22 protein-coding genes are annotated in these 15,124 nt (G+C 52.9%); 16 read left to right on the top strand and 6 right to left on the bottom strand.

What is annotated here, in order from left to right; genetic code table 11:
• Window positions 1-3 precede the first annotated feature (3 nt).
• From secY to AB6T85_RS23395, 10 genes are all read left to right on the top strand, one after another.
• Window positions 4-1,335 carry a preprotein translocase subunit SecY gene (gene secY, locus AB6T85_RS23440; RefSeq protein WP_124233601.1) on the top strand — a complete coding sequence of 444 codons (1,332 nt, stop codon included), beginning with the start codon at window positions 4-6 and terminating at the stop codon, window positions 1,333-1,335.
• Between the two features lie 32 nt (window positions 1,336-1,367).
• Window positions 1,368-1,484 (top strand): 50S ribosomal protein L36, encoded by a 117-nt coding sequence (gene rpmJ, locus AB6T85_RS23435; protein WP_004160566.1) that lies wholly within the window; start codon window positions 1,368-1,370, stop codon window positions 1,482-1,484.
• Between the two features lie 135 nt (window positions 1,485-1,619).
• Entirely contained in the window at window positions 1,620-1,976 is a 357-nt protein-coding gene (gene rpsM, locus AB6T85_RS23430) for a 30S ribosomal protein S13 (RefSeq protein ID WP_048917626.1), read from the top strand.
• A gap of 16 nt (window positions 1,977-1,992) precedes the next feature.
• A complete protein-coding gene (rpsK, locus tag AB6T85_RS23425) occupies window positions 1,993-2,382 on the top strand; it encodes a 30S ribosomal protein S11 (protein ID WP_034899652.1) in 390 nt (129 codons plus the stop codon).
• Window positions 2,383-2,414: 32 nt separating this feature from the next.
• Window positions 2,415-3,035, top strand: a complete 621-nt coding sequence (gene rpsD, locus AB6T85_RS23420) for a 30S ribosomal protein S4 (protein WP_004160561.1) — start codon at window positions 2,415-2,417, stop codon at window positions 3,033-3,035.
• A gap of 25 nt (window positions 3,036-3,060) precedes the next feature.
• Window positions 3,061-4,050 (top strand): DNA-directed RNA polymerase subunit alpha, encoded by a 990-nt coding sequence (locus AB6T85_RS23415; protein WP_002919219.1) that lies wholly within the window; start codon window positions 3,061-3,063, stop codon window positions 4,048-4,050.
• 40 nt (window positions 4,051-4,090) lie between these two features.
• On the top strand, window positions 4,091-4,474 hold the full coding sequence (gene rplQ, locus AB6T85_RS23410) for a 50S ribosomal protein L17 (RefSeq protein ID WP_120458461.1): 384 nt from the start codon (window positions 4,091-4,093) through the stop codon (window positions 4,472-4,474).
• A gap of 116 nt (window positions 4,475-4,590) precedes the next feature.
• The gene (locus AB6T85_RS23405) at window positions 4,591-4,974 is read left to right on the top strand and encodes a DnaJ family domain-containing protein (protein WP_369897017.1); all 384 of its coding nucleotides are present in this window, start codon (window positions 4,591-4,593) and stop codon (window positions 4,972-4,974) included.
• A complete protein-coding gene (gene zntR, locus AB6T85_RS23400; protein WP_253457748.1) occupies window positions 4,962-5,384 on the top strand; it encodes a Zn(2+)-responsive transcriptional regulator in 423 nt (140 codons plus the stop codon). The genes AB6T85_RS23405 and zntR overlap by 13 nt, the downstream gene beginning before the upstream one ends.
• 54 nt (window positions 5,385-5,438) lie before the next feature.
• Entirely contained in the window at window positions 5,439-5,744 is a 306-nt protein-coding gene (locus tag AB6T85_RS23395) for an alternative ribosome-rescue factor A (RefSeq protein ID WP_301730884.1), read from the top strand.
• Here AB6T85_RS23395 and mscL read toward each other — a convergent pair.
• The 5 genes from mscL to def form a co-directional block, all read right to left on the bottom strand.
• Window positions 5,677-6,087: a large-conductance mechanosensitive channel protein MscL gene (gene mscL / locus AB6T85_RS23390; RefSeq protein ID WP_125290976.1), complete on the bottom strand. Its 411-nt coding sequence runs from the start codon at window positions 6,085-6,087 to the stop codon at window positions 5,677-5,679. The genes AB6T85_RS23395 and mscL overlap by 68 nt on opposite strands.
• Before the next feature lie 140 nt (window positions 6,088-6,227).
• Window positions 6,228-7,604, bottom strand: a complete 1,377-nt coding sequence (gene trkA, locus AB6T85_RS23385) for a Trk system potassium transporter TrkA (protein ID WP_301253468.1) — start codon at window positions 7,602-7,604, stop codon at window positions 6,228-6,230.
• 54 nt (window positions 7,605-7,658) lie between these two features.
• The gene (gene rsmB, locus AB6T85_RS23380; RefSeq protein WP_369897008.1) at window positions 7,659-8,948 is read right to left on the bottom strand and encodes a 16S rRNA (cytosine(967)-C(5))-methyltransferase RsmB; all 1,290 of its coding nucleotides are present in this window, start codon (window positions 8,946-8,948) and stop codon (window positions 7,659-7,661) included.
• Between the two features lie 43 nt (window positions 8,949-8,991).
• Window positions 8,992-9,936, bottom strand: coding sequence for a methionyl-tRNA formyltransferase (gene fmt, locus AB6T85_RS23375; protein ID WP_301253470.1), 945 nt, complete (start codon window positions 9,934-9,936; stop codon window positions 8,992-8,994).
• A gap of 24 nt (window positions 9,937-9,960) precedes the next feature.
• Window positions 9,961-10,470 carry a peptide deformylase gene (gene def / locus AB6T85_RS23370; protein ID WP_125290972.1) on the bottom strand — a complete coding sequence of 170 codons (510 nt, stop codon included), beginning with the start codon at window positions 10,468-10,470 and terminating at the stop codon, window positions 9,961-9,963.
• Between the two features lie 119 nt (window positions 10,471-10,589).
• Here def and dprA point away from each other — a divergent pair, with 119 nt between their 5' ends.
• The 6 genes from dprA to AB6T85_RS23340 are packed head-to-tail and all read left to right on the top strand — an operon-like array spanning window position 10,590 to window position 14,374.
• Complete coding sequence (gene dprA / locus AB6T85_RS23365) at window positions 10,590-11,714, top strand: DNA-protecting protein DprA (protein ID WP_253457759.1); 1,125 nt, start codon at window positions 10,590-10,592, stop codon at window positions 11,712-11,714.
• Window positions 11,686-12,159, top strand: a complete 474-nt coding sequence (smg, locus tag AB6T85_RS23360) for a DUF494 family protein Smg (protein WP_125290971.1) — start codon at window positions 11,686-11,688, stop codon at window positions 12,157-12,159. Before dprA ends, smg begins: the two co-directional genes overlap by 29 nt.
• A gap of 25 nt (window positions 12,160-12,184) precedes the next feature.
• Window positions 12,185-12,742 carry a DNA topoisomerase family protein gene (locus AB6T85_RS23355; protein WP_369897005.1) on the top strand — a complete coding sequence of 186 codons (558 nt, stop codon included), beginning with the start codon at window positions 12,185-12,187 and terminating at the stop codon, window positions 12,740-12,742.
• Entirely contained in the window at window positions 12,732-13,304 is a 573-nt protein-coding gene (tsaC, locus tag AB6T85_RS23350; protein WP_369897003.1) for an L-threonylcarbamoyladenylate synthase type 1 TsaC, read from the top strand. The genes AB6T85_RS23355 and tsaC overlap by 11 nt, the downstream gene beginning before the upstream one ends.
• Before the next feature lie 3 nt (window positions 13,305-13,307).
• The gene (aroE, locus tag AB6T85_RS23345) at window positions 13,308-14,126 is read left to right on the top strand and encodes a shikimate dehydrogenase (RefSeq protein WP_301253473.1); all 819 of its coding nucleotides are present in this window, start codon (window positions 13,308-13,310) and stop codon (window positions 14,124-14,126) included.
• Window positions 14,123-14,374, top strand: coding sequence for a DUF1488 family protein (locus tag AB6T85_RS23340; protein ID WP_301253474.1), 252 nt, complete (start codon window positions 14,123-14,125; stop codon window positions 14,372-14,374). The genes aroE and AB6T85_RS23340 overlap by 4 nt, the downstream gene beginning before the upstream one ends.
• Here the strand turns inward: AB6T85_RS23340 and AB6T85_RS23335 are convergent.
• Window positions 14,350-14,904: a gamma carbonic anhydrase family protein gene (locus AB6T85_RS23335; RefSeq protein WP_369897001.1), complete on the bottom strand. Its 555-nt coding sequence runs from the start codon at window positions 14,902-14,904 to the stop codon at window positions 14,350-14,352. The two genes, AB6T85_RS23340 and AB6T85_RS23335, sit on opposite strands and share 25 nt — an antisense overlap.
• Window positions 14,905-15,124: the final 220 nt, after the last annotated feature.

Genomic DNA, 15,124 nt, shown 5'->3' with positions numbered 1-15,124 from the left:
CAGATGGCTAAGCAACCGGGATTAGATTTTCAAAGTGCCAAAGGTGGTTTTGGCGAACTAAAACGCAGACTTCTGTTTGTGATTGGTGCGCTGATTGTATTCCGCATTGGCTCTTTTATTCCAATCCCTGGTATCGATGCCACTGTACTTGCCAAACTGCTTGAGCAACAGCGTGGCACCATCATTGAAATGTTCAACATGTTCTCTGGTGGTGCTCTGAGCCGTGCTTCTATCTTTGCCCTGGGTATTATGCCGTATATTTCGGCCTCGATTATTATCCAGCTGCTGACCGTGGTTCATCCCGCGCTGGCAGAAATAAAGAAAGAAGGGGAGGCTGGCCGTCGTAAGATTAGCCAGTACACCCGCTACGGCACACTGGTACTGGGCATATTTCAGTCTATCGGTATTGCTACCGGTCTGCCGAATATGCCTGGAATGCAGGGCCTGGTGTTAAACCCAGGCTTTGCCTTCTACTTTACCGCTGTTGTCAGCCTGGTGACCGGGACAATGTTCCTGATGTGGCTGGGTGAACAGATTACTGAGCGGGGTATCGGCAACGGTATCTCCATCATAATCTTCGCTGGTATTGTTGCGGGACTGCCGCCGGCCATTGGCCATACCATCGAGCAAGCGCGGCAAGGCGACCTGCACTTCCTCCTGTTGCTGTTGGTTGCAGTTCTTGTATTTGCAGTGACCTTCTTCGTTGTTTTCGTTGAGCGTGGTCAACGCCGCATTGTGGTGAACTATGCGAAACGTCAGCAAGGCCGTCGTGTCTATGCTGCGCAGAGCACACATTTACCGTTGAAAGTGAATATGGCAGGGGTTATCCCGGCAATCTTTGCTTCCAGCATTATCCTGTTCCCGGCGACCATAGCTTCATGGTTCGGGGGCGGAACCGGTTGGAACTGGCTGACGACTATTTCAATGTATTTGCAGCCTGGTCAACCGCTTTATGTGTTACTCTATGCGACTGCAATCATCTTCTTCTGTTTCTTCTATACGGCGTTGGTTTTCAACCCGCGTGAAACAGCAGATAACCTGAAGAAGTCTGGTGCATTTGTACCAGGAATTCGTCCGGGAGAACAGACGGCGAAGTACATCGATAAAGTAATGACTCGCCTCACGTTAGTGGGTGCGCTCTACATTACTTTCATCTGCCTAATCCCGGAGTTCATGCGTGATGCGATGAAAGTTCCATTCTACTTCGGCGGTACTTCACTGCTGATCGTAGTTGTTGTCATCATGGACTTTATGGCTCAAGTGCAAACTCTGATGATGTCCAGTCAATACGAGTCTGCATTGAAGAAAGCAAACCTGAAGGGCTACGGCCGTTAATTCAGGCGCTTGAGAAGTTACGGAGAGTAAAAATGAAAGTTCGTGCTTCCGTCAAGAAATTATGTCGTAACTGCAAAATCATCCGTCGTGATGGTGTCGTACGTGTGATTTGCAGCGCCGAGCCTAAGCATAAACAGCGTCAGGGCTAATATTTTTCTTGCAAAGTCGGGTTGAGCTGGCTAGATTAGCCAGCCAATCTTTTGTATGTCTATGCGTTTCCATTTGAGTATCCTGAAAACGGGCTTTTCAGCATGGGGCGCATATTTAAATAGTAGGAGTGCATAGTGGCCCGTATAGCAGGCATTAACATTCCTGATCATAAACATACTGTTATCGCACTAACCGCGATCTTCGGTATCGGCAAGACCCGCTCACAGGCTATCTGTGCATCAACGGGAATCGCTGAAAATGTTAAGATCAGTGAGCTGTCTGAAGAACAAATCGACATTCTGCGTGACGCAGTTGCAAAGTTTGTTGTTGAAGGCGATCTGCGTCGTGAAGTCACCCTGAGCATCAAGCGTCTGATGGACCTTGGTTGCTATCGTGGTTTACGTCATCGTCGTGGTCTTCCAGTGCGCGGTCAGCGTACCAAGACCAACGCACGTACCCGTAAGGGTCCGCGTAAACCGATCAAGAAATAATCGGGGTGATTGAATAATGGCAAAGGCACCAGTTCGTGCACGCAAGCGTGTAAGAAAGCAAGTCTCTGATGGCGTGGCTCATGTCCATGCATCTTTCAACAACACCATCGTGACCATTACCGATCGTCAGGGTAACGCGCTGGGTTGGGCAACAGCCGGTGGTTCCGGTTTCCGTGGTTCTCGTAAATCTACGCCGTTCGCTGCACAGGTTGCCGCTGAACGTTGCGCAGACGCCGTGAAAGAGTACGGTATTAAGAACCTGGAAGTTATGGTTAAGGGTCCTGGTCCAGGCCGCGAATCAACGATTCGTGCTCTGAACGCTGCTGGTTTCCGCATCACTAATATTACTGATGTGACTCCGATCCCTCACAACGGTTGTCGTCCGCCGAAAAAACGCCGCGTATAACGCTCGTTTTTTAGGAATGTTGGAGAAAGAAAATGGCAAGATATTTGGGTCCTAAGCTCAAGCTGAGCCGTCGTGAAGGTACAGACCTCTTCCTGAAGTCTGGCGTTCGCGCGATTGATACCAAGTGTAAGATTGAACAAGCCCCTGGCCAGCACGGTGCGCGTAAACCGCGTCTGTCTGACTATGGCGTACAGTTACGTGAAAAGCAAAAAGTTCGTCGTATCTACGGCGTGCTGGAGCGTCAGTTCCGTAACTATTATAAAGAAGCAGCACGTCTGAAAGGCAACACCGGTGAAAACCTGTTAGCTCTGCTGGAAGGTCGTCTGGATAACGTTGTTTACCGTATGGGCTTTGGCGCCACTCGTGCAGAAGCACGTCAGCTGGTTAGCCACAAATCCATCATGGTAAATGGTCGCGTTGTTAGCATCGCTTCTTATCAGGTAACTCCGAATGACGTTGTTAGCATCCGTGAGAAAGCCAAAAAGCAGTCTCGCGTGAAAGCCGCTCTGGAGCTGGCTGAGCAGCGTGAAAAGCCAACCTGGCTGGAAGTTGATGCAACTAAGATGGAAGGTGTGTTCAAACGTATTCCTGAACGTACCGATCTGTCTGCGGACATTAACGAACACCTGATCGTCGAGCTTTACTCCAAGTAAAGCTTAGTACCAAAGAGAGGACACAATGCAGGGTTCTGTGACAGAGTTTCTAAAACCGCGCCTGGTAGATATCGAGCAAGTGAGTTCGACGCACGCCAAGGTGACCCTTGAGCCTTTAGAGCGTGGCTTTGGCCATACTCTTGGTAACGCACTGCGCCGTATTCTGCTTTCATCAATGCCGGGTTGCGCGGTGACCGAGGTTGAAATTGATGGTGTACTACATGAGTACAGCACCAAAGAGGGCGTACAGGAAGATATCCTGGAAATCCTGCTCAACCTGAAAGGGCTGGCGGTAAGAGTTCAGGGGAAAGATGAAGTTATTCTTACTCTGAATAAATCTGGCATTGGCCCTGTGACTGCAGCCGATATCACCCATGATGGTGATGTCGAAATCGTCAAGCCGCAGCACGTGATCTGCCACCTGACTGATGAGAACGCGGCTATCAGCATGCGTATCAAAGTTCAGCGCGGTCGTGGTTATGTGCCGGCTTCTGCCCGAATTCATTCGGAAGAAGATGAGCGCCCGATCGGTCGTCTGTTGGTCGACGCCTGCTACAGCCCTGTAGAGCGTATTGCCTACAATGTTGAAGCAGCGCGTGTAGAACAGCGTACTGACCTGGACAAGCTGGTCATCGAAATGGAAACCAACGGCACTATCGATCCTGAAGAAGCGATCCGCCGTGCGGCAACCATTCTGGCTGAACAACTGGAAGCTTTCGTTGACTTACGTGATGTACGTCAGCCGGAAGTGAAAGAAGAGAAACCAGAATTCGATCCGATCCTGCTGCGCCCTGTTGACGATCTGGAATTGACTGTCCGCTCTGCTAACTGCCTTAAGGCAGAAGCTATCCACTACATCGGTGATCTGGTACAGCGTACCGAGGTTGAGCTGCTTAAAACGCCTAACCTTGGTAAAAAATCTCTTACCGAGATTAAAGACGTGCTGGCTTCTCGTGGTCTGTCTCTGGGCATGCGCCTGGAAAACTGGCCGCCCGCTAGCATCGCTGATGAATAACCCGATCACAGGTTAAGGTTTCACTGAGAAGGATAAGGTCATGCGCCATCGTAAGAGTGGTCGTCAACTGAACCGCAACAGCAGCCATCGCCAGGCTATGTTCCGCAACATGGCAGGCTCTTTGGTTCGTCATGAAATCATCAAGACGACCCTGCCAAAAGCGAAAGAGCTGCGTCGTGTAGTTGAGCCGCTGATTACTCTTGCCAAGACCGACAGCGTAGCTAATCGTCGTCTGGCATTCGCCCGCACTCGTGATAACGAGATCGTGGCAAAACTGTTTAACGAGCTGGGCCCGCGTTTCGCGAGCCGTGCCGGTGGATACACTCGTATTCTGAAGTGTGGCTTCCGCGCTGGTGACAACGCTCCGATGGCTTACATCGAGCTGGTTGATCGTCCAGAAGCTCAAGCAGAAGCAGCAGAGTAATATCTGCCGCAATCTGGAAAAACCGGGCGTATGCCCGGTTTTTTTATATCTGAAATTTCCCCTCCCTTTTACAACGCGCTATCCTGTTTGTTCTTTCCCCCGTCCACGAGGTCATGATGTGGTTATTTGACCAGCTGGTAGAACAGCACATTGCTGAAGCCCAAAAAAAGGGTGAATTCGATAATCTGCCCGGTAGCGGTAAAAAGCTGGCGCTGGATGACGACAGTCAAGTGCCGCCCGAACTGCGCGCGGCGTATCGCCTGATGAAGAATTCCGGTTTCCTCCCGCCCGAGCTGGAAATGCGTCGCGAAGCGGTGGAGCTCAACGAACTGCTTGCCGGTATCGAACCCACGGATGAGCGCTATGCTCAACATGCTAAACACCTCGCGCTTTTAGAAAGCAAGCTCAGGCAGGCAGGAATGAGTACCGACTTCCTCAGGAGCGAGTATGGCGGGCAATTACAGCAGCGGCTTTTTGGAGAAAAGGCATGTATAAAATAGGTCAGCTGGCGAAACTGGCGGACGTAACGCCCGATACGATCCGCTATTATGAAAAGCAGCAAATGATGGATCATGAGATCCGCACGGAAGGCGGTTTCCGGCTCTATAGCCAGAACGATCTTCAGCGGCTGCGGTTTATTCGTTATGGCAGACAGCTGGGCTTTAGTCTGGAAGCCATTCGTGAACTGCTTTCGATCCGCATCGATCCTGAACACCATACCTGTCAGGAGTCGAAAACTATTGTGCAAACGAGACTGCAGGAAGTCGAAAGCATGATCGCTGAACTGCAACATATGCAGCGTTCACTGACCAGGCTGAATGATGCCTGCTGCGGGACGGCTCACAGCAGCGTTTACTGCTCTATACTGGAAGCGTTAGAAAAAGGCGCGCTGGCCCCGACGGCGGATTGATCTTTTGCCGTTTGAGTTCTATATTCATTGCCGATTCAACCATAAGGAAGGTATATGACTAAATATCAGCACAAGAAAGGCACCATTCGCGATAACGCGCTGGAGGCTTTACTACACGATCCGCTGTTCAAAACGCGTATCGAAGCGAATAAAAAAGGCAAAGGCAGCTATCGGCGTAAGGACAAGCACGTAGCCCGGGAGGCCAGTGGTAAAGCAGACTTTACCACTGGCCTTCTGCTTTCAGGCCATAAAAAAACCGCCCTGGAAGGCGGTTCTTTTTTTACTGGTGCTGTCAGATCTGACCGTTTTTCTGCTTCAGCAAATCACGGATTTCAGTCAGCAGCGTTTCTTCCGCGCTGATTTTAGGCGCAGGCTTTTCAACTTCTTTCTTCTTGTGCAGCTTGTTCATCAGCTTAATAGCCAGGAAGATAGCGAAAGCCACGATGATAAAATCAAAAACGTTCTGTAGGAAGATACCGTACTGCATCACAACCGCAGGCGCATCGCCGACGGCAGGTTTCAGTACCCAGCCAAACTGTTTAAAGTCTATTCCACCAATCAATAATCCCAGCGGCGGCATAATAATGTTCGCCACTAAAGAAGAAACGATCTTACCGAATGCGGCACCAATAATTACACCGACCGCCAGATCGACAACGTTGCCGCGCATAGCGAAATCGCGAAACTCTTTGAATAAACTCATTGTTATCTCCTTTCCTGTGCCAGTGAGTAAGTCTAACAAACGAACCGGCTTTTGCCATGTTAACGGCGGAGAAAAACAAGACGGGTGAAAAGAGCAGCGCTAAGGGGTAACACGGCGCCAGTCCCTGGCAGCGCGAAGCGTTATAAAAAGAACGGGCTGGGCTGGAACAGTCTTTCCACGTCTGGCACAAATTTCTTGTCGGTCAGGAACATGATCACATGATCGCCTTGTTCGATCCGCAGATTGTCGTTAGCGATCATTACATCATCGCCGCGCACAACCGCGCCAATAATAGTCCCCGGCGGCAGCTTGATATCGTCAATCGATCTGCCGACAACGCGCGAGGTGGTTTCGTCCCCATGCGCGATCGCCTCGATCGCTTCGGCCACGCCACGGCGCAGCGAGGAGACGCCGACAATATCGGCCTTACGCACGTGGCCCAGCAGCGCAGAAATCGTCGCCTGCTGCGGCGAGATGGCGATATCGATCACGCTGCCCTGCACCAGATCGACGTAGGCTTTTCGCTGGATCAGCACCATCACTTTCTTCGCGCCCATTTTCTTCGCCAGCATTGCCGACATGATATTGGCTTCGTCATCATTGGTAATGGCAATAAAAAGATCGATCTGATCGATATGCTCTTCGGCCAGCAGTTCCTGATCCGACGCATCGCCGTAAAAGACGATGGTGTTTTGCAGCAGCTCGGCCAGCTCGGCGGCGCGCTGCTGATTACGTTCAATCAGTTTTACGCTGTAATTTTTTTCCAGCCGCTGTGCCAGACCCGATCCAATATTACCGCCGCCAACAATCATAATGCGCTTATAGGGCTTTTCCAGACGCTGGTATTCGCTCATTACGGCACGGATATGCTGGCTTGCGGCGATAAAAAAGACCTCGTCGCCTGCTTCCACAATCGTTGAACCCTGCGGACGGATAGGGCGGTCCTGACGGAAGATAGCGGCGACGCGCGTATCAATGTGCGGCATATGCTCACGCATGATCGCCAGAGGATTACCGACCAGCGGCCCGCCATAATAGGCTTTTACTACCGCCAGGCTGACCTTGCCTTCGGCGAAATTGACCACCTGTAGCGCGCCCGGATACTCGATTAGCCGGTAAATATTGTCGATAACCAGCTGTTCTGGCGAGATCAAATGATCAATCGGCACGGCTTCCGGGATAAAGAGCCGCTCGGCATCGCGCAGATAGTCCGGCGCGCGGATACGGGCGATACGGTTTGGCGTATTAAAAAGAGAGTAGGCTACCTGACAGGCAACCATATTGGTTTCGTCCGAGCTGGTTACCGCTACCAGCATATCGGCATCTTCCGCGCCCGCTTCACGCAGCACCCGTGGATGGGAACCGTGGCCCTGCACAACGCGTAAATCGTATTTATCCTGTAACTGACGCAGGCGACCGGAATCCGTATCCACCACGGTAATATCGTTGTTTTCACCTACCAGGTTTTCGGCAAGCGTGCCGCCGACCTGACCGGCGCCAAGAATAATGATTTTCATTGTGCTTCAGTCTGTTCAGGAAAATGGATTAGGCCGGACGTGCCGGCCGCTACGTTATTTTTTTACCAGCTTCGCATAATAAAACCCGTCACCGCCCTGAGCATCAGGAAAAACCTGAATCCCGGGCTGCTTTTCGTCACCGGTATCACTCAGCGTAGCATCAGTATGACGCGCTAAGAATGCCGCAACCTGCAGATGGTTTTCTTCCGGCAGAACCGAACAGGTAGCATAGAGCAAAGTGCCGCCGGGCTTCAGATGTGGCCAGACAGCATCCAGAATTTGCTGCTGAATAGCCGTCAGTTCGGGAATATCGCGGTCGCGACGCAGCCATTTAATATCCGGATGACGACGAATAACGCCGGTTGCCGAGCATGGCGCATCCAATAAAATGCGATCGAACTGCCTGTCGCCGCACCATTGTTCAGGCGCTGTTCCATCGCCGACTTTCACTTCGGCAGTCATATTCAGCCGCTGCAAATTTTCGCTGACCCTGGCCAGCCGCTTTGCATCGATATCTACGGCCAGCACGCTGGCTTCAGGCGCGGCTTCCAGAATATGCGTGGTTTTACCGCCCGGCGCGGCGCAGAGATCCAAAATCGTTTCGCCGTTTTGCGGATCGAGCAAGGCGACACAGCCCTGGGCAGAGGCATCCTGTACCGTTACCCAGCCCAGATCGAATCCGGGTAGCTGCGAGACCGGGCAGGGAGCTTCAAGCCGTAGAGCATCCTTGTGCACCGGATGCGGCTCGGCATTTTTACCGGCTTCCTGCAGCAGCGTCAGCCACGCTTCACGGCTGTGATGCTGTCGATTAACGCGCAGCCACATTGGCGGGCGCTGGTTGTTAGCGTCCACGATTTGCGGCCACTGCTCGGGCCAGGCGTTTCTGAGCCTTGCCAGCAGCCATTTTGGATGCAGGTACTGCTGATCGCCTTCGGCCATCGCCGTCGTCAGTTCCTCCTGCTTGCGCTGGAACTGGCGCAGTACGCCGTTGATCAGCCCCTTCAACTGCTGCCGTTTGAGTGCGACCGCGCCTTCCACCGTCTCCGCCAGCGCAGCGTGAGCAGGGATACGGGTAAACATCAGCTGGTAAAGACCCACCATAATCAGGAAATGAAGGGCGCGTTGCTTTCCGGTAAGCGGGCGCTCCATCAGCTGACTGATAACCCACTCCAGCTGCGGCAGCGTACGCAACACGCCATAGCAAAGCTCCTGTAGCAGCGCGGCGTCTTTTTCCGCCAGCAATTTTTGCGCGACAGGCAGCACGGTGCTTAATGACTCGCCACGCTCGACTACTTTCTCAATAGTCTCGGCAGCCACGCTGCGCAGATTGGTATTTTTTTTCATAGGATCGCTTTAAATATCGCCCGACACGAAGTCGGGCGAGGAGTCAGGCAAGGATGTTGCCAGGATTAAACCATTCACGGCGGGAGTTCAGCAGGTCCTGCGCCTTCATGGCTTTTTTACCGGCAGGCTGTAGCTCTTCGATATTGAGAACGCCATCGGCAGTCGCAATCTGGATGCCGTTTTTGTCCGCCTGCACAATTTCGCCAGGCTGTTTTGCCACGTGCGGCAATACCGAGGCTTTCCACACTTTGACCGGCTGGTCGTCAATAGTGAAATAGCTGACCGGCCAGGGATTAAAAGCGCGAATGCAGCGTTCCAGCTGGGCGGCGGATAGCGTCCAGTCCAGCTTCGCTTCTTCTTTACTGAGCTTTTCCGCATAGCTAACCAGCGCTTCATCCTGTACTTCCGGCTGCGCGCTGCCGCTGGCAAGCTGCTCAAGCGTGGTCAGCATGCCCTGTGGGCCAAGTTCGGCCAGCTTCTGATAGAGGCTGGCGCTGGTATCGTCCGCTTCAATCGGGCAGGCCAGCTTGTGCAGCATATCGCCGGTATCCAGGCCTACATCCATCTGCATGATGGTCACGCCGGTTTTCGCATCGCCAGCCCAGAGCGAACGCTGGATAGGCGCCGCGCCGCGCCATTTTGGCAGCAGCGAACCGTGTACGTTAATACAGCCCAGGCGCGGCATAGCCAGCACGGCGGCCGGCAGGATCAGGCCATAAGCCACCACGACCATAACGTCAGCATGCAGATCGGCAACCAGCTGCTGGTTTTCTTCGGGACGCAGGGATTTTGGCTGAAACACGGGAATACCATGCTGCTCAGCCAGCTGTTTAACCGGGCTGGCCGTCAGCTTGTTGCCGCGGCCCGCCGGTCGGTCGGGCTGGGTAAAAACGCCTACTACTTTGTGGCTGGACGACAGCAGCGCATCAAGATGACGCGCTGCAAAGTCAGGCGTGCCGGCAAAGATAATGTTTAAAGAGTCGGACACGGGGTTCCCTTCTTCAGATGTTCATCAGTCCTGAGCTGTCTGGCGATAGAGTTTCTCCAGCTTTTTACGAATACGATCGCGCTTCAGCGGCGACAGGTAATCGATAAACAGCTTGCCGACCAGATGATCCATTTCGTGCTGAATACAGATAGCCAGCAGGCCGTCCGCTTCCAGCTCATAGCTTTTGCCTTCACGATCCAGCGCGCGGATTTTCACTTTTTCGGCGCGCGGCACCAGTGCCCGCTGTTCCGGAATAGAGAGGCAGCCTTCTTCAATACCGGTATCGCCGCTTTTTTCCAGCAGCTCCGGGTTGATCAGCACCAGACGCTCGTCGCGGTTTTCTGAAACGTCGATAACGATAATGCGCTGATGAATATCGACCTGCGTCGCCGCCAGGCCAATACCTTCTTCGGCATACATGGTGTCGAACATATCATCAACGATACGCTGAATATCGGCGTTTACTTCCGCCACGGGCTTAGCGACGATGCGAAGACGATCGTCGGGATAATGTAATACCTGCAAAACGGACATAACTTTCCAGATTTGTGTTCAAGGAATAAGAGATTTATCCCTCTTATTGTAGACATTTCGCCTCATGATTGACAGCATTCCCGCTACGTTAACCAAAGCCCAGGGCAGGGATGGCACCGATGACGGCAACGGAGATTTGGCTGCGTCTGTCAGCCGTAAAGCAATTGTCCGCGCTACAGCGTGAAGCGATCGTCGCCAGGCTGCAATGCAAGACGGCGCTGGATAAAAATACGCTTCTTGAAGCGGGCCTGCGGGCTGAGCAAGCCGAGGCTTTTCTGGCTTATGACCGGACGGTCATCAACAGCACGCTCGCCTGGCTGGAACAGGATAACCACTACTTTATTGCCTGCGACAGCCCTGCGTATCCTCCTTTACTGAAAAACATCCACGATTTCCCCACCGCCCTTTTTGTTCAGGGCGATCCGGCGCTGCTGACCACGCCGCAGATAGCGGTTATCGGCAGCCGCAGCTGCTCCGCCTACGGCAGAAACTGGGGAACCTTCTTTACACAAACGCTGGCGCTCAGCGGCATTACCATTACCAGTGGGCTCGCGCTGGGCATCGATAGCGTTGCCCACAGGGCCGCATTAGAGGTAAAGGGAAAAACGCTGGCGGTATTAGGGGGCGGGCTGATGAAAATCTATCCTCGCCAGCATCTTTCGTTGGCGAAAGCGATTGTTGCCGGGGGCGGCGCGCTGGTTTCTGAATTCCCGCTTGCCGCTGCGCCGTTCGCCTGGCATTTTCCCTGGCGTAACAGAATTATCAGCGGCTTGAGCCTGGGCGTGCTGGTGGTGGAAGCGGCCCTGAAAAGCGGCTCGCTGGTAACCGCCAGGCTGGCTTTAGAGCAAAATCGTGATGTTTATGCGCTGCCTGGCGCGATCGGCAATCCCGGTAGTGAAGGCACGCACTGGCTTATTCAGCAGGGCGCGCTGTTGACCGCGCATCCCAATACTATCCTTGAACAGTTACAAAGCGATTTGAAATGGTTACCCCTGGCGAAAAACTCAACAATATATTCTGCTGTGGAAGACAATAGTTCATTGCCATTTCCCGAGGTGTTGGCTAACGTAGGAGATGAGGTTACACCTGTTGACGTCGTCGCTGAACGTGCCTGCCAGCCTGTGCCAGTTATCGTAGCTAAGCTGCTTGAGCTGGAGTTAGCAGGGTGGATCGCAGCTGTACCCGGCGGCTATGTCCGATTGAGGAGGGCAAGCCATGTTCGACGTACTGATGTATTTATTTGAAACGTATATTCATAGCGAAGCAGAGATGCGCGTCGATCAGGATAAATTGACGGACGATTTGACCGACGCCGGTTTTCATCGTGAAGATATTTATAATGCGTTGAACTGGTTAGAAAAGCTGGCGGATTATCAGGATGGCCTGACGGCGCCTTTTTTGCTGGCGGCCGATCCGCTTTCCATGAGGATTTATACCGAAGAAGAGAGCCAGCGGTTGGATGCCAACTGCCGGGGATTCATTCTGTTCCTGGAACAAATTCAGGTGCTGAATCTGGAAACCCGGGAAATGGTTATTGAGCGTATTATGGCGCTGGACACGCTTGAGTTCGATCTGGAAGATCTCAAATGGGTGGTGCTGATGGTATTGTTTAACATCCCCGGATGTGAAAACGCCTACCAACAGATGGAAGAACTTCTTTTTGACGTCAATGAAGGAATAGTGCACTGAAGAACGTCTTCGTGTCGTAAATGCTATGAATAAAACAGCGCTTTTCGCTGTGCGAAAAAATGAGCCTTGCCCACAGTGCGGGGCGGAACTGGTCATTCGTTCAGGAAAGCACGGCGCTTTTCTGGGATGCTCAGCGTATCCCGAATGCGACTATATCCGCCCCCTTAAAAACCAGGCCGACGGCCATATTGTTAAAATCCTTGAAGGCCAGTTTTGCCCGGTTTGCCAGGCGGAGCTGGCTTTACGTCAGGGACGCTACGGCATGTTCATCGGCTGTAGCCGCTATCCCGACTGCACGCATACGGAACTCATCGATAAGCCCGACGAAACCACGCTTGCCTGCCCACAGTGCGAGAAGGGAAAGCTGGTGCAGCGGCGTTCACGCTACGGCAAGACGTTTCATGCCTGCGATCGTTATCCGGACTGCCAGTTTGCAGTTAATTTTACACCGGTAGAGGGCGAGTGTGAGCTTTGCCATTTCCCTCTATTAATTGAGAAAAAAACCGCGCGCGGCGTCAGGCGCTTTTGTGCCAGCAAAGCCTGCGGCAAGCCCGTTACAGCAGGAAACAGCATTGAAGAATAACTACCCGGCAGGCTCGCTGGATGCCTGCCTTGCGCACTTACGACAGGATGCCGTCATCGCTTATCCCACCGAAGCGGTATTTGGTCTGGGATGTAACCCGGACAGCGAAACAGCCGTCATGGCGCTACTGGCGTTAAAACAGCGTCCGGTCGAAAAAGGATTAATCCTGATTGCGGCGGATTATCAACAGTTGCAGCCCTACCTTGATGAAACACAGCTGACGGCAGAACAGAAAGAAAAGATGTTCTCGTTCTGGCCTGGCCCGGTGACCTGGGTAGTGCCGGCGCGCAACACTACGCCTCGCTGGCTGACAGGGCGGTTTGATTCGCTGGCGGTGCGGGTCAGCGACCATCCCGATGTTCGTCAGCTATGCGAGGCTTTCGGCAAGCCGCTGGTGTCCACCAGTGCCAACCTTACCGGCCTGCCGCCTTGCCGCCACGCTGCGGAAGTTCATCAGCAGTTTGGTAAAGATTTCCCCGTTTTGCAGTCTGAGACAGGCGGACGGAACAATCCTTCTGAAATTCGCGATGCTTTAACCGGCGAACTGATTCGACAGGGATAAACAATGCGAAATTTTGCGGTATTCGGTAATCCGATTAATCACAGCAAGTCGCCACGGATCCATCAGCTTTTTGCAGAGCAGACCGGCATCCCTCATCCCTACGGTCGTATTTGCGCGCCGGTGGATGAATTCGATCGTTCAGTAGCGGACTTTATTGCTCAGGGCGGCGCGGGCGCTAACGTGACGCTGCCTTTTAAAGAGCAGGCTTACCGGCTGGTGGATGAACTGACCGAGCGGGCTTCGCTGGCGGGCGCGGTCAATACTATAAAGAAGCTGGACGACGGGCGGCTGCTGGGCGACAACACCGATGGGATTGGTCTGCTGACCGATTTAGAAAGACTGTCGTTGATCAAGCCTGGCGACCGGGTACTGCTGGTGGGCGCGGGCGGCGCTGCTCGCGGTGTGATCCTGCCTCTGCTGTCTTTGCGCTGTGATCTGACTATTACTAACCGCACGCTGGCGAAGGCGCAGACATTAGCTGAGCTTTTTCGGCAGGCTGGCGAAATCACTGCCGAACCGATGGACAGCCTGGAGGCAAGGCAGTTTGATCTTATTATCAATGCCACTTCCAGCGGCGTTGGCGGAGAAATACCGGCTATACCGGCATCGCTAATCGGCCCGCAAACCCGCTGCTACGATATGTTTTATCAGCCTGGCGCAACGCCGTTTCTGCACTGGTGCCGGGAGCGGGGCGCAACGCATAGGGCGGACGGGCTTGGAATGCTGGTAGGGCAGGCGGCCTGGTCATTCTTTTTATGGCACGATGTGTTTCCTGATGTCGCGCCCGTGATTGCTACTTTGCAGGCGGAACTTCAGGGATGAACCAGGCGATCCTGTTTCCCGATCGTGAATGGTGGGATGAGTCGGCGAACGCCATCTGCTTTCCCGCTTTGGTCAACGGCTTTCAGATCCTTTGCGCCATTGACGGCGAATCGCTGATCCGCCGCTTTGGTAAAGATAAAGAAGTAATAGAAAGCTTCCGCCAACATCGTTGGGATCTGGAGGAGGAAGCAGAAGCGGCGATCAAGGCGGAAAAGGAAGACGCTCAGGGCTGGATCTGGCTTTCCTGAGCCAGATAGTCATCTTTCCATTTCACATAGTTGTTAGATGAATAAAGCAGGCCGCTGATTTCAGCTTCAGTAAGCGGCCGAATCTGTTTTACCGGGCTGCCTAAATAAAGAAAGCCGCTGGCCAGCCGTTTACCCGGCGGTACCAGGCTACCTGCACCAATCATGACGTCGTCTTCTACTATTACGCCATCCAGCAGTATCGAGCCCATGCCAACCAGTACACGATTACCAATGCTGCAACCATGGAGCATGGCCTTATGGCCAACCGTAACATCTTCCCCGACCATCAGCGGAAAGCCTTCCAGGTTAGCAGAAGACCTGTGGGTAACATGCAGTACGCTGCCATCCTGAATATTACTGCGTTTACCGATAACAACGCGATTTACATCCCCCCGGATGGCAACCAACGGCCAGATACTGACGTCATCATTTAACTGCACCTCACCAACCACCACGCTTGAAGCATCGACCATGACGCGTTCGCCGCATTGGGGATACGTATCTTTATAAGGACGTAAATTTCCGGACATAGCTGCCTCTCATTTATAAAAGGATCCATGAAGCCTGGCATCCCAGGCTAATAACGATCAATAACTTCACTAAAATCAGCGCTATTTTTGTGCAAATTGTCCGTTATCACAACGATAAGCGTGAAAAATCAGCGGTCGAAAAGAAAGATCAAAAAAAGGGTTGTGCTATCCGAACGGATCCCTATAATGCGCAACCACTGAGACGGCACAACGGCTTACA

It is taken from the genome of Erwinia aeris (assembly GCF_041224955.1).
GTDB lineage: Bacteria > Pseudomonadota > Gammaproteobacteria > Enterobacterales > Enterobacteriaceae > Erwinia > Erwinia aeris.
Note: the sequence above shows the minus strand (reverse complement) of the source record. Positions and strands in the feature narration are given on the sequence as shown.

Bases quoted from the DNA above. Each gene is read 5' to 3' on its own strand.
- secY (WP_124233601.1), top strand. From the start codon at position 4: ATGGCTAAGCAACCGGGATTAGATTTTCAAAGTGCCAAAGGTGGTTTT.
- rpmJ (WP_004160566.1), top strand. From the start codon at position 1,368: ATGAAAGTTCGTGCTTCCGTCAAGAAATTATGTCGTAACTGCAAAATC.
- rpsK (WP_034899652.1), top strand. From the start codon at position 1,993: ATGGCAAAGGCACCAGTTCGTGCACGCAAGCGTGTAAGAAAGCAAGTC.
- rpsD (WP_004160561.1), top strand. From the start codon at position 2,415: ATGGCAAGATATTTGGGTCCTAAGCTCAAGCTGAGCCGTCGTGAAGGT.
- AB6T85_RS23415 (WP_002919219.1), top strand. From the start codon at position 3,061: ATGCAGGGTTCTGTGACAGAGTTTCTAAAACCGCGCCTGGTAGATATC.
- rplQ (WP_120458461.1), top strand. From the start codon at position 4,091: ATGCGCCATCGTAAGAGTGGTCGTCAACTGAACCGCAACAGCAGCCAT.
- AB6T85_RS23405 (WP_369897017.1), top strand. From the start codon at position 4,591: ATGTGGTTATTTGACCAGCTGGTAGAACAGCACATTGCTGAAGCCCAA.
- zntR (WP_253457748.1), top strand. From the start codon at position 4,962: ATGTATAAAATAGGTCAGCTGGCGAAACTGGCGGACGTAACGCCCGAT.
- AB6T85_RS23395 (WP_301730884.1), top strand. From the start codon at position 5,439: ATGACTAAATATCAGCACAAGAAAGGCACCATTCGCGATAACGCGCTG.
- mscL (WP_125290976.1), bottom strand. From the start codon at position 6,087: ATGAGTTTATTCAAAGAGTTTCGCGATTTCGCTATGCGCGGCAACGTT.
- trkA (WP_301253468.1), bottom strand. From the start codon at position 7,604: ATGAAAATCATTATTCTTGGCGCCGGTCAGGTCGGCGGCACGCTTGCC.
- rsmB (WP_369897008.1), bottom strand. From the start codon at position 8,948: ATGAAAAAAAATACCAATCTGCGCAGCGTGGCTGCCGAGACTATTGAG.
- def (WP_125290972.1), bottom strand. From the start codon at position 10,470: ATGTCCGTTTTGCAGGTATTACATTATCCCGACGATCGTCTTCGCATC.
- dprA (WP_253457759.1), top strand. From the start codon at position 10,590: ATGACGGCAACGGAGATTTGGCTGCGTCTGTCAGCCGTAAAGCAATTG.
- smg (WP_125290971.1), top strand. From the start codon at position 11,686: ATGTTCGACGTACTGATGTATTTATTTGAAACGTATATTCATAGCGAA.
- AB6T85_RS23355 (WP_369897005.1), top strand. From the start codon at position 12,185: ATGAATAAAACAGCGCTTTTCGCTGTGCGAAAAAATGAGCCTTGCCCA.
- aroE (WP_301253473.1), top strand. From the start codon at position 13,308: ATGCGAAATTTTGCGGTATTCGGTAATCCGATTAATCACAGCAAGTCG.
- AB6T85_RS23340 (WP_301253474.1), top strand. From the start codon at position 14,123: ATGAACCAGGCGATCCTGTTTCCCGATCGTGAATGGTGGGATGAGTCG.
- AB6T85_RS23335 (WP_369897001.1), bottom strand. From the start codon at position 14,904: ATGTCCGGAAATTTACGTCCTTATAAAGATACGTATCCCCAATGCGGC.